Annotated in this window: 11 protein-coding genes; 1 reads left to right on the top strand and 10 read right to left on the bottom strand. The window is 48.3% G+C overall.

Annotated elements, in window-relative coordinates; translation table 11 throughout:
- Positions 1-36: 36 nt before the first annotated feature.
- Positions 37-744, top strand: a complete 708-nt coding sequence (locus CLV82_RS07550) for a DUF4369 domain-containing protein (RefSeq protein ID WP_133643712.1) — start codon at positions 37-39, stop codon at positions 742-744.
- 5 nt (positions 745-749) lie between these two features.
- On the opposite strand, the gene CLV82_RS07545 is transcribed toward CLV82_RS07550, so the two are convergent.
- The 10 genes from CLV82_RS07545 to CLV82_RS07500 form a co-directional block, all read right to left on the bottom strand.
- Entirely contained in the window at positions 750-1,022 is a 273-nt protein-coding gene (locus CLV82_RS07545; protein ID WP_133643711.1) for a hypothetical protein, read from the bottom strand.
- 29 nt (positions 1,023-1,051) lie between these two features.
- Positions 1,052-2,020: a type I phosphomannose isomerase catalytic subunit gene (locus tag CLV82_RS07540; protein ID WP_133643710.1), complete on the bottom strand. Its 969-nt coding sequence runs from the start codon at positions 2,018-2,020 to the stop codon at positions 1,052-1,054.
- Complete coding sequence (locus CLV82_RS07535; RefSeq protein WP_133643709.1) at positions 2,020-2,475, bottom strand: peroxiredoxin; 456 nt, start codon at positions 2,473-2,475, stop codon at positions 2,020-2,022. The genes CLV82_RS07540 and CLV82_RS07535 overlap by 1 nt, the downstream gene beginning before the upstream one ends.
- A complete protein-coding gene (locus tag CLV82_RS07530) occupies positions 2,475-2,882 on the bottom strand; it encodes a 6-pyruvoyl trahydropterin synthase family protein (protein WP_133643708.1) in 408 nt (135 codons plus the stop codon). The genes CLV82_RS07535 and CLV82_RS07530 overlap by 1 nt, the downstream gene beginning before the upstream one ends.
- Positions 2,882-3,418: an isopentenyl-diphosphate Delta-isomerase gene (idi, locus tag CLV82_RS07525; RefSeq protein ID WP_133643707.1), complete on the bottom strand. Its 537-nt coding sequence runs from the start codon at positions 3,416-3,418 to the stop codon at positions 2,882-2,884. The genes CLV82_RS07530 and idi overlap by 1 nt, the downstream gene beginning before the upstream one ends.
- A 70-nt stretch (positions 3,419-3,488) precedes the next feature.
- Positions 3,489-4,457, bottom strand: a complete 969-nt coding sequence (locus tag CLV82_RS07520) for a PorP/SprF family type IX secretion system membrane protein (RefSeq protein WP_133643706.1) — start codon at positions 4,455-4,457, stop codon at positions 3,489-3,491.
- 4 nt (positions 4,458-4,461) lie between these two features.
- Entirely contained in the window at positions 4,462-6,465 is a 2,004-nt protein-coding gene (locus tag CLV82_RS07515) for a T9SS type B sorting domain-containing protein (RefSeq protein ID WP_317128278.1), read from the bottom strand.
- Positions 6,466-6,488: 23 nt separating this feature from the next.
- Positions 6,489-17,108, bottom strand: coding sequence for a beta strand repeat-containing protein (locus tag CLV82_RS07510; protein WP_133643705.1), 10,620 nt, complete (start codon positions 17,106-17,108; stop codon positions 6,489-6,491).
- A gap of 699 nt (positions 17,109-17,807) precedes the next feature.
- Positions 17,808-21,170 (bottom strand): FG-GAP-like repeat-containing protein, encoded by a 3,363-nt coding sequence (locus CLV82_RS07505; RefSeq protein WP_166636683.1) that lies wholly within the window; start codon positions 21,168-21,170, stop codon positions 17,808-17,810.
- Between the two features lie 165 nt (positions 21,171-21,335).
- Positions 21,336-25,631 (bottom strand): Ig-like domain-containing protein, encoded by a 4,296-nt coding sequence (locus tag CLV82_RS07500; RefSeq protein ID WP_133643703.1) that lies wholly within the window; start codon positions 25,629-25,631, stop codon positions 21,336-21,338.
- Positions 25,632-25,919: the final 288 nt, after the last annotated feature.

Here is a 25,919-nt window from a genome sequence, read left to right as displayed (position 1 = left end):
GCAAAGTTTAATGATATTTGCCCAAAATTTTTTTAGATGAACAAAATTGCATTGTGGTCCCTGTTGGCCCTATTGATCGTAGCCTGCGGGAAAGATCCTGAAAAAACCATGGTAGTGACCGGTAATATAGCCGGGTTAAAAAAAGGAACCCTTTACCTGCAGAAAATTCAGGATTCCAGCCTGGTGGCGCTGGATTCCCTGGAAATCTCCGGTGATGGAAAATTCTCCTTTCAAACAACCCTGGACAGCCCGGAACTATTTTATCTCTACCTGAAGAAAGAGGATAAGAATGACTACAATGACCGGATCTCATTTTTCGGCGAGGCCGGCACGATCACCATCAATACCCAATGGAATGCTTTTGAAGGAAAAGCCAAAATCAGCGGCTCCAAAACACAGGAAAAATTAGAAGAATACAGGCAGGTAATGTCTAAGTTCAATACCAGGAACCTGGAGCTGGTACAGGCTTCATCCAGGCCGGAATACCGTGAGGATTCCATCGCCATGGATTCCCTGAACCAATTGAATGAAAAGAATATCTTAAGGGGATATTTGTATGCGCTGAACTTTGCGCTCAACAATAAGGACTCTGAAGTAGCTCCTTTTATAGCACTCACCGAGGTTCCCGACGCGAATAAGAAATACCTGGATTCTATATACAACGCGTTAACCCCGGAGGTTGCCAATTCTAAATACGGTCGCGCTTTATCAGATTACCTGCAGTCACGACAAGATGAAGAGTAAAAGGATCAGGAGGCCAGTTTGTTGACCTTTACGACCAACTTATTGGCCTTCTCTTCCAACTCCTCACGTACTTTCTTCAGATGAGCCTTGCGGTTCTCCACTTCTTTATCGTTCACCTTGGCGATCAGTTCGTCAAAGGTTCCGATAGCGTCATCAATGATCTTTGATCCTTCTTTACTGCTCTGCTCCCCGTTAGAGGCTTCCACGATGTATACCGCCTCTATGATTCCACCGAGAACGCTATTGATATCTTTTTTTAATTCGCGAATACTTGCCATTTTACTTTGATTTAATTCTTGTTACTACCTTATATTGTTACTTCGAGCAATTTTGCTCCTGCTGTTTCCAGGGTTACCCCCGGAATTGCAGCCGGTAAAAGTACGGTTTCTCCCCTTTGCAGGGAAACACTTTCACTTTTATATATAACATTAGCCGATCCCTGAACACACATCAGGATGGTAAATGCATCCCTGTCTTTCAAATCCAGGGCAAAATCCTTGTTAAGATGAAGGAAAATTGTCTTAAAGTAAGGGGAATCCACCATGGAGTTAACGGCATCCGGATGTTGACTGTAATTTACCCTGAAATCGTCTTTTTTCCTGTAATCGATAGCATCGAGCGCCAGCTCTGTATGCAGTTCCCTGTAGTTCCCGTCCTTGTCCTTACGTTTAAAATCGTAGATCCTGTAGGTAATGTCCGAGGTCTGCTGTATCTCGGCCAGCAGTACCCCAGCCCCGATGGCGTGTACCTTCCCCGTATTGATAAAGAAGGTATCCCCTTCTTTTACCTGTTCGTAGTTTAACAGTTCCAGTAAACGATCATTTTGCAGGTATTCTTTATAGGTCTGTTTATCCAGGTCACGGTTGAACCCTACGATCAGGTTTGCACCGGGATCGGCATCCATGATATACCACATCTCGGTCTTCCCGAAAGACTGGTGCCGTTCCCGGGCCAGTTCGTCATGAGGATGTAACTGGACCGAAAGGTCTTTCCTGGCATCGATAAATTTGATCAGGATTGGGAAGTCTTTCCCGAAACGTTCCACCACGCTTTGCCCGAGAAGATCCCCAGCTGAATCTTCTATGAGCCGGGATAGCGATGTGCCGCGATGTGTGCCGTTGGCAACCACGCTGACGTCACCGTCTACCGCAGAGATTTCCCAGCTTTCCCCGGTGTGCTCATCAGTTATGGATTTGCCCAATACATCTTTAAGTTTGGTGCCTCCCCAGATCCTCTCTTTGAGGATCGGATCAAATTTCAGTGGGTATAATTCCATTATTTCATTCCTTTTAAGGCATCCAGTGCCTTTTCCATATGGTTGGATGCATTCATATTATTATAAACCATGACAACTTTCCCCTCTTTGTTCACCACATAGGTTTCACGCCCGGGTAAAAGATTGAGTAAATGGCCCTTGACCCGAAATTGTTTACGCACCTTTCCATCGGGGTCGGATAAAAGTGTAAAGGGCAGGTTATAGCGCGCACCAAAGCGTTTATGAGTACTGCTGGAATCTGAACTGATCCCGATTACTTCTGCCCCCAGATCTGTGAAATCCTCATAACTGTCCCGGAAAGCGCAGGCTTCCTTAGTACAACCGGGAGTATTGTCCTTAGGATAAAAGAAGATCACTATAGGCTTCTTCCCCTTTATCGCACTGATGTCAAAAATGTTCCCCTCCTGGTCCTCCAGGCTGAACTGCGGTATGTTCTCTCCTACTTTTAATCCCATTATCCCGAGTAGGTTACAAAGTTACGCGGGGTCTCGTAAAGGACCACTTCCAGTTCCTGCTCCTCTTTCAGATGGGGTTTCAGTTTGTTCCAGATGATGACTGCAATGTTCTCAGCCGTTGGGTTAAGCTTCGCAAACTCCGGAACTTCCAGGTTGAGATTCTTATGATCAAATGCATCTTCTACTTCCGACCTGATCAGGTCTTTCAGGTCTTTCAGATCGATCACCATCCCGGTTTCCTTATCAATCGGACCGGTAACACTTACGATCAGTTCATAATTATGACCGTGAAAATTTGGATTATTGCATTTTCCAAAAACCGCGTTATTCTTTTCCTCGTCCCAGTCTGGCCGGTAGAGCCTGTGTGCAGCATTAAAATGCGCAGCCCTGCTTACTTTCACTTTCATCAATTCTCAGTTTTTTGATTGAAATGCTCGTAGAATTTATCAAAGATGATCCGGAACCATGCCGTATAAGCTTTCCCGTTATCTTCCATGTCTGCCTTAATAGCTTCGGGAGACATCCATTTCCACGCCTCTACTTCATCGGGGTTAATATTGGGTTCTCCCTCAAAATAACCGATCATCACATGATCAAATTCGTGCTCTGTCAGGCCATTATCAAAAGGAGCTTTGTATACAAATGAAAAGATCTCTTTAAGTTCGGTCTGGAAACCCATTTCTTCCTGCAGCCTGCGTTTTCCAGCATCCAGGTTACTCTCGCCCAGGCGCTGATGACTACAACAGGTGTTTGTCCATAATAAAGGAGAATGATATTTGCCGGCCGCTCTTTGCTGCAGCATGATCTCTCCTTTGTCATTCAGGACAAAAACGGAAAATGCCCGGTGCAACAATGCCTTTTCATGGGCCTCCATCTTGGGCATGGTACCCAGTACTTCGTCCTCAGTATTTACGAGTATTACGCGTTCTTCTTTCTGTGTCATCCAACAAAAATAACACCTTTGAAGGATTAACAAGAAGGGCGCGTATAGAAAAAAGGAATGAAGGGATAAATCAGAAGAATCGGGGCGATTTCAGGTTGTCGAGCGCCTTGATGAAATCATACCGCAGTATCACCTCGAACGAGCCATCGTTGAACACAGCCTGCCCCAGTTCGGTGATCTCACGGTCATAGGCGATCCCGATAAGGAATTCAGAGGAGATCTGGAAACCGGCCATTGCACTCAATGCAGCATCCCAGCGATATGCTGCTCCCATGATCAGTTTTTCATTGTACATGAAATTCGCGGACAGATCTACCTGTAAAGGTGCCCCGGCTACCACCTTGGTCAGTAAGGTGGGCTTAAATTTCCAGAGCGGGGTCATGTCAAAGACATAGCCCGTTATAAAGTAATAGTTGATCTCTTCTCGCGCTGTGGACAGGGAGGAAGAATCAAAATGTGAAGTTTCCAGTATGCGCGGCACGGATATCCCTGCGTAAAAATGCTCGGTATGATAATAGATTCCGGCACCGATATTGGGCGAAAACTTGTTCTGAATATCTTCCTGCAAAGTAGGGTCCGGCCCGCCCGGCTGATTGTAATCCTGGTTGAGTTCCGAGAAGCGGATATCCAGTAAATGGGCACTTGCTTTAAGACCAAAGCTAAGACGGGCTTCATCGGATGTCTGCACGGTATATGAAAAATCCAGGTCTAACATTGTTTCCGAGGTTGGACCGATCTGGTCATTGATAATAGACATTCCAATTCCCACCCCGTTATATCCCAGGGGGGTATGAAAGTTGAAAGTCTGGGTCTTTGGAGCTCCTTCCAGGCCAACCCATTGCGCCCGGTACAGTGCCGCTATACTCAGCTGTCCCCTGGACCCGGTATAGCCCGGGTTTACACTCACTGTATTGTACATATACTGGGTATACTGTGCATCCTGCTGGGCAAGGGAGTTCAGGTGAAGACCGAGCAACAGGAACAGAAGCCAAAAGCCCTTATTCTTGAAAGTACAATATTGATGTTCTGACTTTCTCATGGTTTTACTTATTTAGGTAGATATACCCGGACATGGACTTCATGTTTCCTTCGGTTTCTTCGTATTCCAGTACATAGAAATATGTTCCTACCGGCAATTTGTTATCCTGGTCCACGGTCACCCTTCCTTCAGAAGTACCATCAAAGACATTGCCTTGGGTATTGTACGCCTGTGTTACGTATACCAGTACACCCCAACGGTTGTAGATGTGGATGGTATTGTTCGGGTAACGGTCCAGCCCTTCAATCTTCAGGAAGTCATGTACGCCGTCACCATTAGGGGTAACCACATTATAGATGAGTACTTCCACATAGTTTGGTTCCAGGTAATCCGGCGTACCATTGCCATCAGAATCATCATTTTGGAAGTTCCCGTCATTGTTCGCGTCTTCCTTGGTAGTCTCTGTACCATCCCCGTCATCATCAATATCTCGGTAATCAGATTCCCCGTCTCCGTCAGTATTTGGCAGGTCCAGTAAAGGATTATCAATCTCGTCGTTCACATCAATATCCAGGGTAGAGGAACCTTCGAACCCGTCATCAAGTCCGTCGTTATCCTTATCTGAGCCAATGAAGACCACATCAGGCTGGCCATCCCTGTCATAATCGTGCCCCTCTATATAATCCGGAACGCCATCATTATCGGAATCATCATCCAGGTAATCGGGGAGGTCATCATTATCAGTATCGACAGGGAATATTCCAACTGCATCCACCTCATAGGCATCATCAAGACCGTTTTCGTTATCATCCACACCGCTGGGTAAAATATAAAGCGAGGTCAGCTGGGATTCCACGTTATCCGGGATTCCGTCATCATCACTGTCTATATCCAGGTAATCCGGCACACCATCCCCATCAGAATCTGTAGGATCGGTAGATGGGTCGTTATCCCCATCAAGGTTCAGGTCTTCAAAACTGTCAACGATACCATCGTTGTCCGCATCGAGGTCAACACCTGGTTCCACCACTATGATGGTTACCGTGGCCGTACTGCAATGCCCCATGGTATCGCAAATGGTATAATCAAAACTATCACTCCCAAGGTAATCCGGGTTCGGGGTATAGGTGTAATAATCATCAAAGGCATAAACCGGTGTTCCATTAGTATTGTGCACCAGCGTACCATTACTGGTATCCGTATTGCTGATGGTTCCCCCAATAGGCAGATCGTTATCATTAAAGAGAACATAGATATCTATGGGCACATTCTGCTCTGTGGAACGGGCATCTACTATAGCATCCAGGACAGGGATCACAGTCACCGATACCGTAGCCGTGCTGCATTCCCCGGAACTGTTACATACCGTGTAATCAAAACTATCCGGACCGTTGTAATTTGGATCGGGGACATAGGTCAACAGGTCATCCCCGGGAACATTGGGGGTACCGTTAATATCTATAACCACGCTTCCGTTAGCCGGGTCGGTAGCCGTCAGAGTACCCGAAGTCGGAATCTGGCTGTCATTATCATATACCGGGACTATTATACTGGTATCTTCATCAAGAGAGACCACATCGTCTTCCAGGATTGCAGATTGATCCATGCAGACTACTGTGAAACTGGGCAGGGCCATATCATTCCCCACCTTGGTGATCGTAGCTGTATACTTCGTGACGGACTGGGTCGCAATGACCATAGGCATAGTCTGATCTCCCGGAAGCGGGGGATCCCAGCTGATGGTTGCAGACGGACTCACATTAGCCGTGATATCTAGGGTGACTTCGTTATTGGGCGAATTGCAATTGGTAACGATAAAATAGCCGGTGGCATTTTTTCCACAAAGTGTTCCGTCATAGGTCGCAAAATAGATCCCGGGATCGGTGACCTCGTAAAAGAAATCTGTTCCCAGCACTGTAGCCGTATCGGAAGCTTCGTACCACTTGTAGTTGGATTCGTCGCCGGCATTCGGAGCCTGTAATAAAAACTGGGCATGAACAGCAGCGGAACCGATCAAGAAGATCACGGCCCCGAGTATTAATTTCCCATAAATATTGCTGAATTTCAAACCCCTTTTTATTGTTTTAGGTATTATTTCACGACGAATACGACGTTGATCAGTGAATTGTAATCCGATGGCTGCCCAATGATGTCATAGGATAAAACTCCATTAGCATCAATGCTCATTGTAGCGGTGTCAAAGACGGCAGGATCAGCATAAGTAACATAATAGTACAATTCTGTTGCCGCATAGGTCGGTACCGCCGCAGGAGCCCCACTACTAGCGACCGTGGGTGTCCCAAACTGTGCTGTATACTGGGCGTACAGGTCTACGGTGAAACTACCATTGGTGGAGGCATCTACCGCTATTGACGGCGGGTAAAAGATCCTTGCTGCTTTAGAGGTGATAGGCGCAATGGCCTGGATGGCTTCGGCTACATTTGTTTCCAGCGTAGGGGAAGCTACTCCTCCTTCATCCATATCAACAGCCGTCCTCAGCTGCACCTCGTCATCAAACTGGTCATCCGTACCACTGTTATCAAGACTTGATAAATCGACAGTCGTAGAAGTCCCGTTCTCAATATCGATCTGCAATATATTACTCGCGTTCAAAGACGCCCCTGTCAGGTTCTGGTCATCTGTCCCGCTGTTGTTGAAAGGTGTCAGGTCCACGCTGTTACCATCGGCAATAGAGAGGGTATTTCCTGCCAGGGAAAGTGTCTGGTCGTCCGTATCAGTATCAATACTGCTGATGTCTATGGTATTCCCGTTGCTTATACTCAGGTTGTTCCCGGCAAGGCTCAGGGTCTGGGAATCAGTTCCACCATTGTCATTGATCCAGGAGTAATTCCCGGCCCCATCCGTAGACAGTACCTGGCCTCCCGCTCCGCCCGCAGGCAGTTCGATCTCGTTGGTAGGGTCGTTATCGTTATCCGCGACAGAAACAGTTCCACCACCGTTAGAAAGGGTAATATCGGTTCCGGCACGGGTTATGGTCTGTAATTCGTTGGTAGCATCTGCATCCGCATCATCCACGTTCAGGTTCAGGGTATTTCCATCTTCGATAGAGATATTCCCGGCTGCACCACTGGTAGAAAGGGTCTGGTCATCCGTACCACTATTGTCCAGGGCAGAGAGATCTACCACGTGGGCAGGTTGCCCGTCAGCTTCCACTTCCAGGGTGAGTTGGTTAGTTACCCCGTTAAAACTAAAGGTATCTACTCCCTGCTCATCGGTATTGATGGTGGCCAGGTCTACGGTCTCATTGCTACCGTTCTCGATACCGATGGTCAGCACCGTTCCGGCTAATCCAGACCCACTGATGTTCTGGTCATCGGTACCACTGTTATTGAACGGTGTCAGGTCAACGCTGTTACCATCGGCAATAGAAAGGGTATTTCCTGCCAGGGAAAGCGTCTGGTCGTCTGTATCGGTATCAATACTGCTGATGTCTATGGTATTCCCGTTGCTGATGCTCAGGTTGTTCCCGGCAAGGCTCAGGGTCTGGGAATCGGTCCCCGCATCATCGCTGATCCAGGAGTAGTTCCCCGCACCGTCCGTAGACAGTACTTGTCCGGCCGCACCACCTACAGGCAGTTCGATCTCGTTAGTTGGATCCGCATCCGCATCGTCTACCAAAGAAGCTAAACTGATAGTCTGTGAAGTTCCGTTCTCAATACCGATAGTAAGATCGGTACCTGTGAGATTAGATCCGCTGATATTCTGATCGTCTGTACCACTATTATCCAGGCTGGACAGGTCTACGGTTGTAGAACCGCCATTCTCGATATCAATCTGCAAAATATTACTCGCATTAAGGGTTGCACCGGTCAGGTTCTGGTCATCGCTTCCACCATTATCATTGATCCAGGAGTAATTCCCTGCACCATCTGTAGACAGCACCTGTCCTCCTGCTCCGCCCGCAGGCAGTTCGATCTCGTTGGTCGGGTCGTTATCGTTATCCGCGACAGAGACAGTACCGCCACCGTTAGAAAGGGTAAGATCGGTCCCGGCACGGGTAATGGTCTGTAATTCGTTGGTAGCATCTGCATCCGCATCATCCACGTTCAGGTTCAGGGTATTTCCATCTTCGATAGAGATATTCCCGGCTGCACCACTGGTAGAAAGGGTCTGGTCATCCGTACCGCTGTTGTCCAGGGCAGAGAGATCGACCACGTGGGCAGGTTGCCCGTCAGCTTCCACTTCCAGGGTGAGTTGGTTAGTTACCCCGTTAAAACTAAAAGTATCTACTCCCTGGTCATCGGTATTGATGGTGGCCAGGTCTACGGTCTCATTGCTACCGTTCTCGATACCGATGGTCAGCACCGTTCCGGCTAATCCAGACCCACTGATGTTCTGGTCATCGGTACCACTGTCATTGAACGGTGTCAGGTCCACGCTGTTACCATCGGCAATAGAAAGGGTATTTCCTGCCAGGGAAAGCGTCTGGTCGTCTGTATCGGTATCAATACTGCTGATGTCTATGGTATTCCCGTTGCTGATGCTCAGGTTGTTCCCGGCAAGGCTCAGGGTCTGGGAATCAGTTCCCGCATCATCGCTGATCCAGGAGTAGTTACCCGCACCGTCCGTAGACAGTACTTGGCCGGCCGCACCACCTGCAGGCAGTTCGATCTCGTTAGTTGGATCCGCATCTGCATCATCTACCAAAGAAGCTAAACTGATAGTCTGTGAAGTTCCGTTCTCAATACCGATGGTAAGATCGGTACCTGTGAGGTTAGAGCCGCTGATGTTCTGGTCATCAGAGCTGGTCGAAACTATTTCGTCTATAGCATCCTGGGTATTCCCGGCCAGCAATCCGGAAGCAGTATTGTCATAAGTAACCTCGGTGGCTGTCTGGTCATCCGTACCCCCGTTATCATTGATCCAGGAGTAATTCCCGGCACCATCCGTAGACAGTACCTGTCCTCCAGCCCCACCCGCAGGCAGTTCGATCTCGTTGGTAGGGTCGTTATCGTTATCCGCGACAGAAACTGTTCCGCCACCGTCAGACAAGGTGATATCTGTACCTGCCCTGGAGATGGTCTGAAGTTCGTTAGACGCATCCGAATCGGCATCAATGGTGTTGATCACCACATCAGAACCATCGTTATTGGTAAAGGTATAAGTGCCATCCCCGTTATCGGTGATATCCGCTTTGCTGATCGTCTGTGCAGCACCACTTTCATTGGTATAGGTAAAAGTACCGTTCGCATTATCGACAAGGTTGGTGATGGTCTCTGAGATGGTTACCGAAGCTACGTTTAAATACAATGCTCCGTCTGTACCAGCGCTTATATCATTGTTCGCATCTGTACTGATCAGGCTTACAGATTCCGTTCCACCACCATCGGTGATCTCGAGGGCACCGGCGTTCATCCCGGAAGCCGTGTTAAATTCGTTCGTAGGATCAGCATCCGCATCATCCACTAAAGACGCTAAACTGATGGTCTCTGAAGTTCCGTTCTCAATACCAATGGTAAGATCAGTTCCAAGAAGCCCGGACCCACTGATATTCTGGTCATCGGTTCCACTGTTATTGAACGGGGTCAGGTCCACGCTGTTACCATCGGCAATAGAGAGGGTATTTCCTGCAAGGGAAAGCGTCTGATCATCTGTATCGGTATCGATACTGCTGATGTCTATGGTATTCCCGTTGCTGATGCTCAGGTTGTTCCCGGCAAGGCTCAGGGTCTGGGAATCAGTCCCCGCATCATCGCTGATCCAGGAGTAGTTCCCCGCACCGTCCGTAGACAGTACTTGTCCTGCCGCTCCACCTGCCGGCAGTTCGATCTCGTTGGTAGGGTCAGCATCTGCATCGTCTACCAAAGCGGCTAAACTGATAGTTTGTGAAGTTCCGTTCTCAATACCGATGGTAAGATCGGTACCTGTGAGGTTAGAGCCGCTGATATTCTGGTCGTCAGAACTGGTCGAAACAATTTCGTCTATAGCATCCTGGGTATTCCCGGCCAGCAATCCGGAAGCAGTATTGTCATACGTAACTTCGGCAGCTGTCTGGTCATCGGTCCCCACCAATGAAGAAAGGTCTATCACCTGGGAAGCACCATTTTCAATGCCAATGGTCAGGTCTGTTCCGGTAAGGTTAGATCCCATGATGTCCTGGTCATCCGTACCCCCGTTATCATTTATCCAGGAGTAATTCCCGGCGCCATCCGTAGAAAGCACCTGTCCTCCTGCCCCGCCCGCAGGCAGTTCGATCTCGTTGGCAGGGTCGTTATCGTTATCCGCGACAGAGACTGTTCCGCCCCCGTCAGAAAGCGTAATATCGGTTCCTGCCCTGGAGATGGTCTGAAGTTCGTTAGACGCATCTGAATCAGCATCAATGGTGTTGATCACCACATCAGAACCATCGTTATTGGTAAAGGTATAAGTGCCATCCCCGTTATCGGTGATATCCGACTTGCTTACTGTTTGGGCCACCCCGTCTTCGTTTGTATAGGTCAGGGTACCATTGGCATTATCTACCAGGTTGGTCACCGTTTCGGCCATGGCTACGGAGGCTACGTTCAGGTATAAGGCACCATCGGTTCCTGCCGCGATATCGTTGTTGGCATCTGCACTGATCAGCGGCGCAGAGACAACACCCCCACCATCGGTGATCTCGAGGGATCCGGCATTTGTGCCCACAGCTGTGTTAAATTCGTTCGTAGGATCTGCATCCGCATCATCCACCAAAGCGGCTAAACTGATGGTCTCTGAAGTACCGTTCTCAATACCAATCGTAAGGTCAGTTCCAAGAAGGCCGGATCCACTGATATTCTGGTCATCAGTTCCGCTGTTATCCAGGCTGGACAGGTCTACGATTGCAGAACCGCCATTCTCAATATCGATCTGCAGGATGTTACTGGCATCTAATGTGGCACCTGTCAAATTCTGATCATCTGTTCCCACCAGGGAAGACAGGTCGATCACTTGTGATGCCCCATTCTCTATTCCTATAGTAAGATCGGTTCCCAGGAGACCTGATCCACTGATGTTCTGGTCGTCCGAGCTTGCCGATACGATCTCGTCTATTGCATCCTGTACGTTTCCTGCCAATAAGCCAGAAGTTGTATTGTCATAAGGGTTGCTGCCGGCATTCGTGTCAATATTGAGCAGGGTTGCACCAAAGTTGGTAAAGGTATAGGTACCGTCAAAATTGTCGATCATATCTGCCTTGCGCACCATCTGGGCCGTCCCATCTTCGTTGGTGTAGGTAAAGGTTCCGTTCCCGTTATCCACCAGGGTAGTGAGAGTCTCGGTAAAAATAGTAACTGTACCGTCTTCTGCCGTATAGGTAAAACTTCCGTCCCCATTATCTGCAAGGGTAGAGATAGAGGTATCTGTAATGGTAGTCACGTTGCCTGCAGCATCCGTGAAATCATAGGTGCCATCCCCGTTATCTACCAGGGCCACAGTACCAGCAGCGGCATTTACCTCGTCTATCGCTGCCTGTACATCGGTAGCAACAAGACCCGAAGTCGTGTTGTCATAAGGATTGCTCGAAGCATTGGTGTCGATCAACTGGGTTGCCCCGGTCTCATCGGTATAGGTATAGGTACCGTTCCCGTTATTCACCAAAGTGGAGACAGAGGTATCTGTTATCGTAGTAACATTCCCGCCAGCATCCGTAAAGTCGTAGGTACCATCACCATTATCGACGAGAGCTACCGTACCGGCAGCAGCATTAAGTTCGTCTATAGCAGCCTGTACATCGGTAGCCAGCAGTCCTGAGGTAGTATTGTCATATGGGTTGGCATTAGCCCTGGTATCCAGGATCACATCAGACCCGTCATTGTTGGTAAAAAGGTAGGTTCCATCCCCGTTATCGGTGATATCTGACTTGTTCACAGTCTGGGGAGTCCCATCCTCGTTGGTATAGGTTATAGTGCCATTCCCGTTATCCACGAGGTTGGTCACTGTTTCAGCCATAGAGACCGAAGCGACGTTCAGGTAAAGGGCTCCGTCGGTTCCGGCTACGATATCGTTATTAGCGTCAGCACTCACCAGGTTAGCCGATAAGGTTCCCCCGCCATCGGTAACTTCCAGGGCGCCCGCGTTGGTAGCAATCCCGGTGTTGAATTCGTTCGCAGGATCCGCATCCGCATCATCCACATTGATGTTAAGGCTGTTACCGGCCTCGATGGAAATATTTCCGGCAGAACCGTCCGTAGAAAGCAGCTGGTCATCAGAACTTGCGGCAACCACCTCATCAATAGCTGCCTGCACGTTGTTCGCCAACAGACCGGAAACTGCATTGTTATAAGGATTGCTTGAAGCGTTGGTATCGATAGACTGGGTGGCTCCGGTCTCATCGGTATAGGTATAGGTTCCGTCCCCATTGTTTACCAAAGTAGAGACAGAGGTATCTGAAATGGTAGTTACGTTACCTGCAGCATCCGTGAAATCATAAGTACCGTCCCCGTTATCTACCAGGGCAACAGTTCCTGCAGCAGCGTTCACCTCGTCGATGGCCGCCTGTACATTGGTGGCAGCCAAACCGGAGATAGCGTTATTATACGGATTGCTCGAAGCGTTGGTGTCGATAGACTGGGTGGCCCCGGTCTCATCGGTATAGGTATAGGTTCCGTCCCCATTATTTACCAAAGTAGAGACAGAGGTATCTGAAATGGTAGTTACGTTACCTGCAGCATCCGTGAAATCATAAGTACCGTCCCCGTTATCTACCAGGGCAACAGTTCCCGCAGCAGCGTTCACCTCGTCGATAGCCGCCTGAACATTGGTAGCAGTAAGTCCGGAGATCGCGTTGTTATATGGGTTGCTCGAAGCATTCGTATCGATAGACTGGGTGGCCCCGGTCTCATCGGTATATGTATAAGTTCCATCCCCGTTATTCACGAGGGTAGAAATAGAAGTATCAGATATGGTGGTCACATTTCCACCCGCATCTGTAAAATCGTAAGTGCCATCACCATTATCCACCAGGGCAACGGTTCCTGCGGCGGCGTTTACCTCGTCGATAGCCGCCTGTACATTGGTGGCAGCAAGTCCGGAGATCGCGTTGTTATAAGGATTGCTCGAAGCGTTGGTATCGATAGACTGGGTGGCCCCGGTCTCGTCGGTATACGTATAAGTTCCGTCCCCGTTGTTTACCAAAGTAGAGACAGAGGTATCTGAAATGGTAGTTACGTTACCTGCAGCATCCGTGAAATCATAAGTACCGTCCCCGTTATCTACCAGGGCAACTGTACCTGCAGCAGCATTCACCTCATCGATGGCCGCCTGAACATTCGTTGCGAATAGCCCGGAAGCGGTATTATCGTACGGGTTGCTGATAGCATTCGTATTAATATTCAGCGTAGTTCCACCAAAATTGGTAAAGGTGTAAGTGCCGTCAAAATTATCGATCATATCCGCTTTCCTCACCAGTTGCGAGGTTCCGTCCTCGTTGGTGTAGGTAAACGTACCATCGTTATTATCCACCAAAGTGGTCAGGCTTTCCGTGAAGATAGTTACCGTACCATCTTCTGCGGTATAGGTAAAACTTCCGTCCCCGTTATCCATAAGGGTAGAGATCGAGGTATCCGTAATGGTAGTCACATTGCCCGAAGCATCCGTGAAATCATAAGTTCCATCCCCGTTATCCACCAGGGCTACAGTTCCTGCAGCAGCGTTCACCTCGTCGATAGCCGCCTGAACATTGGTAGCAGTAAGTCCGGAAATCGCGTTGTTATATGGGTTGCTCGAAGCGTTAGTATCGATAGACTGGGTGGCCCCGGTCTCATCAGTATACGTATAAGTTCCATCCCCGTTATTCACGAGGGTAGAAATAGAAGTATCAGATATGGTGGTCACATTTCCACCCGCATCGGTAAAATCGTAAGTGCCATCACCATTATCCACCAGGGCAACGGTTCCTGCGGCGGCGTTTACCTCGTCGATAGCCGCCTGAACATTGGTGGCAGCCAAACCGGAGATCGCGTTGTTATAAGGGTTGCTCGAAGCGTTGGTATCGATAGACTGGGTAGCCCCGGTCTCATCAGTATACGTATAAGTTCCATCCCCGTTATTCACGAGGGTAGAAATAGAAGTATCAGATATGGTGGTCACATTTCCACCCGCATCTGTAAAATCGTAAGTGCCATCACCATTATCCACCAGGGCAACGGTTCCTGCGGCGGCGTTTACCTCGTCGATAGCCGCCTGAACATTGGTGGCAGCCAAACCGGAGATCGCATTGTTATAAGGGTTGCTCGAAGCGTTGGTATCGATAGACTGGGTAGCCCCGGTCTCATCGGTATAAGTATACGTACCATCCCCATTGTTAACGAGGGTGGAGACAGAAGTATCTGATATCGTAGTCACGTTCCCACCGGCATCGGTAAAATCGTATGTACCATCGCCGTTATCCACCAGGGATACGGTTCCGGCTGCAGCATTCACCTCGTCGATGGCCGCCTGTACGTTGGTTGCCAGCAACCCAGAAGCTGTATTATCGTATGGGTTGCTGATGGCATTGGTATTGATGTTCAGCGTCGTACCACCAAAATTGGTAAAGGTGTAAGTACCGTCAAAATTATCGATCATGTCCGCTTTCCTCACCAGTTGCGGGGTTCCGTCCTCATTGGTGTAGGTAAATGTACCGTCGTTATTATCCACCAAAGTGGTAAGGCTTTCCGTAAAGATGGTTACCGTACCATCTTCTGCCGTATACGTAAAACTTCCGTCCCCGTTATCCACAAGGGTAGAGATAGAGGTATCGGTAATGGTAGTCACATTGCCCGAAGCATCTGTGAAGTCATATGTCCCATCTCCATTATCCACCAGGGCTACAGTTCCTGCAGCAGCGTTCACCTCGTCGATAGCCGCCTGAACATTGGTAGCAGTAAGTCCGGAGATCGCGTTGTTATATGGGTTGCTCGAAGCATTCGTATCGATAGACTGGGTGGCCCCGGTCTCATCGGTATATGTATAAGTTCCATCCCCGTTATTCACGAGGGTAGAAATAGAAGTATCAGATATGGTGGTCACATTTCCACCCGCATCTGTAAAATCGTAAGTGCCATCACCATTATCCACCAGGGCAACGGTTCCTGCGGCGGCGTTTACCTCGTCGATAGCCGCCTGTACATTGGTGGCAGCAAGTCCGGAGATCGCGTTGTTATAAGGATTGCTCGAAGCGTTGGTATCGATCAGCTGGGTATTCCCGGCTTCATCAGTATACGTGTAAGTACCGTTTCCATTATCTACCAGGGTAGAAATAGAGGTATCCGTGATCGTAGTCACATTTCCTGCAGCATCCGTGAAATCATAAGTACCGTCACCATTATCCACCAGGGCAACGGTTCCTGCAGCGGCGTTTACCTCGTCAATAGCATCCTGGACGTTTGCAGCCAGTAACCCGGAAATTGAATTGTCATAAGGGTTGCTGGAGGCGTTGGTATCGATCAGCTGGGTGTTTCCGGCCTCATCAGTATACGTGTAAGTTCCGTTTCCATTATCTGCCAGGGTAGAAATAGAAGTATCCGTGATCGTAGTCACATTCCCTGAAGCATCTGTAAAGTCATAAGTACCATCACCATTATCAACCAGGGCAACCGTGCCTGCAGCAGCGTTCACCTCATCGATGGCCGCCTGAACATTCGTTGCGAATAGCCCGGAAGCGGTATTATCGTACGGGTTGCTGATAGCATTCGTATTAATATTCAGCGTAGTTCCACCAAAATTGGTAAAGGTGTAAGTGCCGTCAAAATTATCGATCATATCCGCTTTCCTCACCAGTTGCGGGGTCCCGTCCTCGTTGGTGTAGGTAAACGTACCATCGTTATTATCCACCAAAGTGGTCAGGCTTTCCGTGAAGATAGTTACCGTACCATCTTCTGCGGTGTAGGTAAAACTTCCGTCCCCGTTATCCATAAGGGTAGAGATCGAGGTATCCGTAATGGTAGTCACGTTGCCAGCGGCATCCGTAAAATCGTAAGTCCCATCCCCATTATCCACCAGGGCAACAGTACCCGCAGCAGCGTTGATCTCATCGATCGCGGCCTGGACATTGGTTGCAAAGAGCCCGGAAACTGTATTATCATATGGATTACTGGACGCATTGGTGTCAATGGTCTGTACAGTATTAGATTCGTCCGTATACGTATAGGTACCATCACCATTGTCGGTAAGGGTAGAGATAGAAGTATCTGAAATAACGGTAACCGTGCCATCGGCATCGGTAAAAGTATAAGTCCCGTCACTGTTATCAACCAGGGCAACATTAGAGGTTGCCGCGTTAATTTCGTCAAGCGCTTCCTGTACATTGCCTGCCAGCAGACCGGAAACTGTATTATTGTAAAGTACTTCTGATGCCACCTGGTCATCCGTACCCGTGTTATTGAGGAAAGAAAGATCTACTGAAACCGTATTCCCATTCTCTATCTGTAAAGACAGTATCCTGGAAGCAGGGTTAAAACTGAAACTCTGTAATTGCTGATCATCGGAGGATGTCAGTTCCCAGGAGTTCCCGTCCCAGAAATAAATGATACCGGTGTCCGTGTTAACATAGATGTCGCCTACGTCAGCACCTGTTGGGGTGGCAGCCCCGGGGGAGGTTACAGCCGTTCCGCTTAAGACTTCACAGTTGCATTGATCCTGCAAGCTGACCGTAGTCTGCGAAAATGCCGTCCCGGATATCAGAAGCAATAAAAATAATATCTTCTTACCCATGGTCATATCTTTACTTATACTCTTAATCTTCAAAATCATGTTGTTCTCGAAATTACCCTATCCCGGCCTGCAAATCAGGCTGAACAAATTGTACCGAAATTCTGCTGAATCCAGGTCGACTTAGAAGGAATGTGATGCCATTTCCAGGCATCCTGAAATGAGCGGTTCGCCGGTCGTTTTAAGGCCGCGAAGATTTTGGTTGGTTGATACTTCATAATGTCGGTCAAGTTTTTCAACGTTTGGTTGTGTTTAAACCCCGATTATACAGGAGGGTTCACGTTCCAGTTTAATTATACCATACAAATTTAACCGTATGCCTCCCCTGGGAAAATAATTGTTGTGTAAGTGGGGTTTCGGACGGTCTACAGTCCAAAACATGAGGTGATAGGGGTGCATTTCATCGAATTTACAGGCATACTTTGGTCGATCATGGCAATAAGGATAAGCAATAACGAGATTTGATTTTCCGGGTATTTCACCGATGATCCTACTCCATTATCAGCTTTTTTCTGCAGGTTTAGATCTTCAAAAACCAAGGGTCTGGAGCTGGCCCATTTCCTGCTTATTGAAAGCCGAAATTTGGTTCGGATTTCAGGCAGTCTCTCCGTTTGAACGCGGCAACTATTTACTCTCAACTTAAACGGATATTGGTTCATATTAAACATTGTATTATTAAAAAACAGTTGTGACCAGGGCAGGATATTCTCTGCTGAACTTCAGTGATTCATCCCAGTTATTTCAATTTTTATTCACCCGGAAGGTGATCCTGCGATTCGTTACGACCCCGGAAACACGGATGGTCAGGGTAGCTGCAGACGAAAAAGTGGAAGAACAGGCAAAGTTCAGGTTAGACAGTATCACCCGGTATTGTCTTCCTTGTTCGGCAGATGTTACGTCTGTCAGTTGCAGTGTATTTGTGGAACTTCCGGAATAGATCCCACCGTCGGTGAGATCGTTCCAGCTGCCGTCAAAGACCTGCCATTGATAGTTATCCACATCATTAGCGGTGACTGAAAAAGAGCTGTCACATCCTAAACAAGTGGTATCGTCAATGGGGTCAGAGACCAGACTGGCCCTTAAAACCTCTAAATGATCCTCGGTCCCGCTGCTTCCATTGTCTGCCGGTACTGGATAAGTAGCCGCAATTACCCTGCCCCGGGAGTCTACCGGAGGTGGATTACCGAGCCCGTAAAACATATTATCCCCGCCGTCGGCATTACCATCAGCATAGGCTTCATTGGCATCACTGCAACTATCGTCATCACTGTCTGTATCGAGGTAGTCTTCGGGATCAGTTCCGTCCGAGTTCGCAATTCCATAATTAATATTCCCGCTTTCCGGGGTGGTTTCCACTATATCGGCCAGACCATTCAGACCGTAGGTACTGTTGACGATTCCTGCTGTATGTCCACGGTTATGCCCTGCTTCTACTGCATCATAGATCCCATCGTTATCACTGTCCAGGTCCAGATGGTTGGCTATACCATCCGAATCCAGGTCTATACCATAGGTTTCCGGATTTACATAATTATTGATACAGGCAAATTCGATCGCATGTTGCCTTCCCCCTGCCGAAGCACCATCAACCCTGGCCAGTGCACCCACCCGGATAGTTAGTACCGACACAGAATTATAATTCACTGTGAAGTTGACTTCAGGATCTGAATTGGTCGAGCCGGCATGATCAATCAGGGAACCGGTGGCCACAACCCAGGACCCATCTGTCCCCATGGTAAGTTCGGTGGGGTTATCGATTGTGAAGGTTGCGGGGTTATCTGCCCAGTTCTCTTCGGCATAATTAGCTCCCCCATCTATATCGTTGAAATTGATAAAGATCTTTGGAATTACTACTGGAGTGGTCCCGCCGGAGTTTACAAACTCAATCTTATATTCAATATAGCCCTGGTCCCCGGTATTCGGGAAATTAAAAGCAGTCTGTGGTTTAAAAGAAGAAGCTGCAGAGCCATTGTTATCAATATTGGCCACCGTGGCATTAAAGGTCTGAACAATGGTGACCAGGGCATCAGTGCCGGTAGTCACATTGGAAAACCGGTATACTGCTCCCTGGGTGAGGGCCGTTCCCGATTCTAAAGTGGGAGCCGCTGAAAAATCCAGGTCGGTCTCTCCCCCGCACTCAGGTTGATTATGGTTAATGATCTTCCCGATCTCTTCCAGGTCAGGGATTCCATCATTATCATCGTCCAGGTCATCCCTGTCCGCAATCAGGTCTCCGTCTGTATCAGGTGAAACAGTGATATAAACTTCAGCACTATCCTGTTCCGAGGTAAAAGTACAGCTGGCATTATCCCACATAGTGTAACTGAACTGGTCATTACCGGCAAACCCGGGATCGGGTGTATACGTAATGGTCCCATCCCCATTGATGACCGCTGTACCATTCACCGGAGTTGTGACCGAAATGACTTCCATTGGTTCTCCTTCGGGATCCGTATCAGGACCATCCCCATTGTTCGCCAACGCATCAAAGGTCACATCTCCATCCTGTATTGCGGTGATATAATCGTTCTGGGCCACAGGGGGAAGATTTGCCAGATCTGTAAATACATCCAGTAAATTGATCTTACCATTAAAATAATCAACCGGACGCAGTTGTTGCCGGACTATGACCCTCCCCGAGCTGGTCCTTGGATAGGAAACTTCAATCACAATAGGGGTAATAGCACCCCCGGGTAAACCAAAATGGATCATTCCGGGTTGCTGGGTTCCATGTCCATAACCTCCGTTCACCTCCCTGACGCCGGAGATCACGTTCCCGTCGCAATCCAGGATCCTGGCAGTGGATCCCACCCCGAAACGTTCTTCGGTACCCGTTAATCCCAATTCATCCCGGTCTTCCTTTATGTTGATGAATATATGATTAGTACGGTTCGCTATCCCAAGGTTGTTTACAAACAGCCTGTTGTTTCCTTTCCGGTTGACGTAAATATCGAGGTCTCCGTCCTGGTCGATATCTACAAAAGAGCTTCCCTCTCCGTCAGTAACATTGAATACCTGTCCTGAATCTACAAATGACATGGCTCCCCCACCGTTATTAATTTGATTGAGGAATAATTTGGTAATACTGCTCCCTGTAAGGAAAATATCTATATCCCCGTCATTATCCACATCCCCACAGGCCAAGCCTTCAATCTGCCCTGCAAAGCTAAGCGGAATGCCGGTTGCAGCACCCAAGGGTGACCAGGTGCCGTCCCCGTTATTGCGGTGGATTTGGTTGATGCCGTTTTCCGTCCAGAAGAGGTCAAAATCCCCATCATTATCAAAATCATAGAAAGCAACGGAACCTTTGTTCCCATTATCGGCCTGGTCAATATCCACACCGTCCTGGAAGGTACCTCCTACATTGGTAAAGAGGTCTACCTGGTTTTTCTTCCTAACCACGATATCCACCCAGCCGTCATCATTGAAATCGGTAGCAGAACCATAATCTCCATCGGTGGCATCTTGCACCAGGCCCAAGGGCCAGGTAGTCGGATCGCCGGCATTATAAGGTGGGTTGGGGCTGTCGGTCTTCCGGGTTACATGGGTAAAGTAACCATTCCCGTCATTTTCCAGGATATCTATTCCAAAATTATGGTTGTCGACAAATATGTCCAGGTCCCCATCCCCGTCATAATCAAGCGCCCCTGCCCCTTCAGTGTTCATTCCGTCTGTAAAGGAGGTAAATTGCTGGCTAGGCAGGGTTCCCCCTGCCCCGTCTCCGAACCGGTTTGTAGCCGGGTCCTGCAGATAGATTCTTATGTCATTATGTTTATTCCTAAAAATGTCAGGGTAACCGTCATTGTTGAAATCTACGAAAAGTGCCGTCCGCTCCAGGGACCCGTTGTTAAAATCGGGAGCCAGCGCAGCAGTCTGGTCTGTGAATACTCCCCCGTCGTTCCTGAGCAGGTACCCGGATCCCTGGGTGTTCACTACCAAATCAAAATCTCCATCCAGGTCGTAATCCGCCCAGGCATGTCCCCCATCCTTATTACCAGCTATGTTTAATCCGTAGACAGCTGCGCTTTCTGTGAATGTAGTCTGGGAATAAGTGGCATGAGAGATCCAAAGGCATAATGCCAGGACAAATAATTTAGGATCCAAATTTGTTTTATAGGGGGAAAGGGAGATCATGTACTTAAGGTTTTGCAGTCGATTGAATATCAAGCAACTACCCCTCTAAAATCTTGCAAACTGCTCACTTCCAGAAATATATGTTGTGAACCCGCCTATATATGCTTTAAACCCTTATATACCTGTGGTTTAACCCTAGTCCGGATTAGCACGAACCGTAATCCTTCTATTGGTAATCACGGTCCTGAGGCGAACTGTTAAAAGTGCACCTGCGGAGTTGACCGGAGGACAGGCAGAACCGGATTGGAAAGCCTGGAGCCTGTACAGGTAACCATTCTTAGGAAGTTGTACATCGGTAGCTGTAAGTGTAAGTGTATTTGTCCCTGTATATTCCAAACCATCTACGATATCAGAATAACTACCACCTCCATCAGTACTTACCTGCCATTGGTAGGAATTGGAATTTGTCGTAGCTGCAGTAAAAACAGCATCGGCATTTACAAATGTTGTCTGGTCTGCCCCGATGGTAGAGGTTGCAGGAAAGAATTCAGAAACACTAACTCCTGTCCTGGTTCCACTGACACAGCCGGTTATAGTATTCCGGGCCTCAGCATAATATACGCCCGGGCCCGAGGGAGAATAACTCAGATTACCACTCAATAATAAACTCCCGCCGGATGCTGCATCATACCAGTCTACGGTATGTCCGGCTCCTACTGTAGCTGTAACTGCGGGAACAGGGTCTCCGCTGCAATAGACCTCATTTCCTCCACTATTGGGAGCATTTACTACGGGACAGGAACAATCCGGCGCTGTAACGGGGAGCGTTTCCACGCAGCCATTTCCATCCGTAACGGTCAGGAGTATATCTGTCCCATCCGGGATATCTGTAATATTCCATACATTTCCACCTGCGTCAGTAACTGTCCCGGCAGAACTGGTTACAGTTCCGCTACTCACCGTAACTTCCAGAGAATAGGCAGTTAAAAAGATATTACATGTTGGAGAATCAGTTACCGCGATAGTGGGCCTGGGTTGTATAGTAAGGTTAACCGCCGTTCTCGTGGCACTCGGGCAGCCAGAACCGGAATCCTGGGATTCGGCATAATAGGTGACCATACCCACTGCATTAAGGGTTGGACTTCCCACGACATTTCCACCGGAAGGAGCATCGTACCACACCAGGGACGATCCCGGAGGGGGGGTGGCTGTCGCAGTCAGGGTCTGAACCGGGTTATCCGCACATTCAACCTGGTCTCCTCCGGAAGTGGGTGCAGCGGGCTGTACAACAGTAAGGTTAGCTGGAACTGAAGTGACTGTACTACATATAAAACTACTATTCGAGGATATCAGTCGGTATTGATTACCATCATCCGATGGCTGGGCAGCAGTAATCACCAGGGTGTTCGTGTTGGTACCACTGTGTATGCCTCCATCTGTAATATCTGTCCACGTCGTCCCATTATACCGCTGCCACTGGAAGGTATCAGCATTGGTCACTACTACCGGGAAGGTAGTATCCCCTTCAGCACAGATCACCCTGTCCGGGGGTTGGGAAGTGATGGTCGGGGGAGCCTCGGCCTGCCGGTAATCCGGGGTACTATCAGCGTCCCCATCTGCGGGGATCCCGTACGAGGCGGCGACAACAGTTCCATCCGTGTTTACAACAGGGGGATCTCCAGTACCATAATAACCATTCCCATCCCCATCAGCGGTAGCATTTCCATAAGCTTCGTTCGCATCTGTACAACCATCATCATCACTATCATTATCCAGGTAATCAGTGGCATCAGTCCCATCTGAATTCCTTATCGTGAAATTTATTATTCCACTTTCAGCACTGGTTTCCACTGCATCTGCCAGCCCGTTAAGGCCATAAGGGCTACTAAGCACGCCATTGGTATGAGGAAGATCATGACCTGCTTCTATAACATCATATATCCCATCGTTGTCAGAATCCAGGTCCAGGTGGTTGGCGATACCATCCGAATCAGAATCCAGGCCATAGGTTTCCGGGCTAACATAATTTGTCACACAATTAAACTGAATACTATGCTGCCTGCCCCCTGAACTCGCTCCATCCTGGAAAGCAACAGCCCCGAAGCGAACTGATATTTCGGACTTGGAATTATAATTCACATTAAAATTCACCTGTGGATTAGCATTCCCAGCACCCGGGTATCCCGCCGTGCCTGAAGTCCCGATCACCCATGACCCATCCTGGGTCATGGTGAGATCAGTGGGGTTGTCTATAGTATAGGTTGATGGGTTATCTGCCCAGGTCTGTTCGCCATACTGTGCACTACCATCGATATCATTGAAATTCATAAAGAATTTCGGTACTATAACGGGGGTACTTCCGCCGGAATTGACGAACTGGATATGATACTCGATGTAACCACAATCTCCTGCCTTAGCAAAATTAAAAGCCGTCATAGGCTTAAAGTAGGTCGGGTCTGACCCATTATCATCTATTGTATTGATGGAGGCGTTAAATATATCTGTAACCGTAATAAGGGCATCTGTGCCAGTAGTTACATTGGCTACTCGGTATACAGCGCCAATCTGTCTATCGGTACCAGCTTCTAGGACCGGGGCGGCACTGAAGTCCAATACGGTCTCACCCCCGCAGGAAGGCTGGCCAGTACTTACTAGGGTAGCCAATTCATCAGCATCCGGGATACCATCGTTATCATCATCCAGGTCTGATCGGTCAGGGATGGCATCCCCGTCATTGTCTGGTGTACATCGGAAATTAGAATAGGATTTGGTGGCTTCAATATAGCTCAGGTCTTCTGTTCCCCCCCCGTCTCCTCTCCTGAACCGGATGTACAACCAATTTATGGGAGAATTGAAGTTGAAATCCAATTGTGCATTGAAGCCTACCTGTGTCCAGGGCCCTGTAGCACTTGATGATACCCAGATATCCAGGTCGTCCCCGTCTTCCCCATTAACTGTTACAGCATCCCCACTGTTGATGATCTCGCCCATTTCAAGCACGAGTTCATCCCCATTATTATTAAAACGAGCCGTTGTAGTATCATCGTTTCCGAGAGCGTTATCTTCATTACTCACACTATTATCCACAATTACAGCAGTAGCATATATGGGGCTGTAAGTGAAATATTCCTCATTAGTTTCTCCCGGGGGGCAGGAGATCGTATCTTGGATGATCACCTGGTAATCTTCTACTTCCCCGTCCCTTGCTGTAGAATTACCTGCTGCCAGGCCGGTTTCAGAAGAATATCGGAAGCGAGCATAAGAAACCCCCGGAACTGCCGACACTGGGATAGGTACATTCAGAGTAATCAGTCCCCCGGAAGGCGCGACATCAGAGGCAACCTGCTCCCCTGGATCAGAGAAATCCCCATCCCTGTTAAAATCGATCCAGGCGTTAAGAACCCCTGCGCCTGCGGCAGCGATATCAATAGATTTTACAGAGCCCAGACTGAGAAGTTGACCGCTGAAATCTTGTCCGCCGCTGGTTACTCCATCTTCATCATCACCATTATTATCATCACTAGTCCCCGTACTGAAATTTATAAAAGGATCTTCACTATCAGGCTGGCTGCTTCCAAGGAATATGGTAACCGGGGTGCTGGCAATCACCGGTAAATTGTGAGAAGCATATCCATAGGAAGAAGGTGCATCACCACTATCATCCCTTACCCCCAGGTTTCCCATAATAGATTCCACATCTCCCGTACTTCCAAGTTGCGCCACAGGCACCATCGCCCCGGAAGGAACATCGACGCTGAACAGCATCCTGCCCTGGCCGGCCTGGCCTTCATCCTCAATATAGTTTTTTCCATCGCTGGCATAGGTAATTCCCTCTCCATCCACCGCCAGCGCACTGGTAAAGGCATAGGTGGTTACTCCCGTATTAATATCCAATGTATAATAATCCACATTATCATCATTCTGGACATAAAACTCGGCACCCACGGGATCCCAGGATATCCCATCGGCTCTAGTACGTGCGCCTGATAAGGGTTTAGGAAAACCCGCATAGGGAGACCAGGCAGGATTTGGTCCGTTGGCATTAGGATTAACTGCCAGAACCTCGTCTACCCCGTCCCCGTTGTGAATAATCACCAGGACTTCATCGCCAGTGGAATTATTGATATAGAACTCTGCCCCTTCAACATGTCCTGTACAGATAGCTGGATGCACAAGTAATGCGATCCCAGTGACAGGATCTATAGAGTACATATCTGAGTTACCTCCATTATCCCTGAATACGTAAATAAGCTGATCTGTGGAGCGGTAACCTCCACCTTCACCTGAAAATGTGATAGGTGCTCCTCCAAAAGTGATATTTACAAATGTTGGGGCCGGAACAGTAGCAGGATCGGGAGCTACATAATATAGTTCAGAGCGATTATCGGCAATACTGTATAAAACCGGGAGGCCACGATTGGGATTAGGCACAATAGGTGGCAGAGGATCCAATTGAGCAAAGAGTCCAACCGATTGGAAGAGGAAGAGCAAGAATAAAACAGAGCTATAGCAGTTATTAAAACTCAAAAACTTCGTCCTGGTCCTAATCCTCCCCCCATGAGTACACAAGTTAGGTCTATATGATTCTGCCTCAATCCCCATTATTCACTTACTACCATCAATTCTTATTCAATCACGGAATGTATGGTGTGAAAGTAAAAATATGAACCTAACTCCCTGAAAACCAATAAATGATGTAAACCGGCGATAAAATGGTGTCATACCCGCATATTCTGAGGTAACAACCCTGTACAAAAAGTAACTTTCGGTGTAAACCTG

The sequence above is a fragment of the Zeaxanthinibacter enoshimensis genome, from assembly GCF_004362865.1.
Classification (GTDB): domain Bacteria; phylum Bacteroidota; class Bacteroidia; order Flavobacteriales; family Flavobacteriaceae; genus Zeaxanthinibacter; species Zeaxanthinibacter enoshimensis.
The sequence above is the reverse complement of the archived record's forward strand: the minus strand, read 5'-3'. Positions and strand labels throughout refer to the sequence as shown.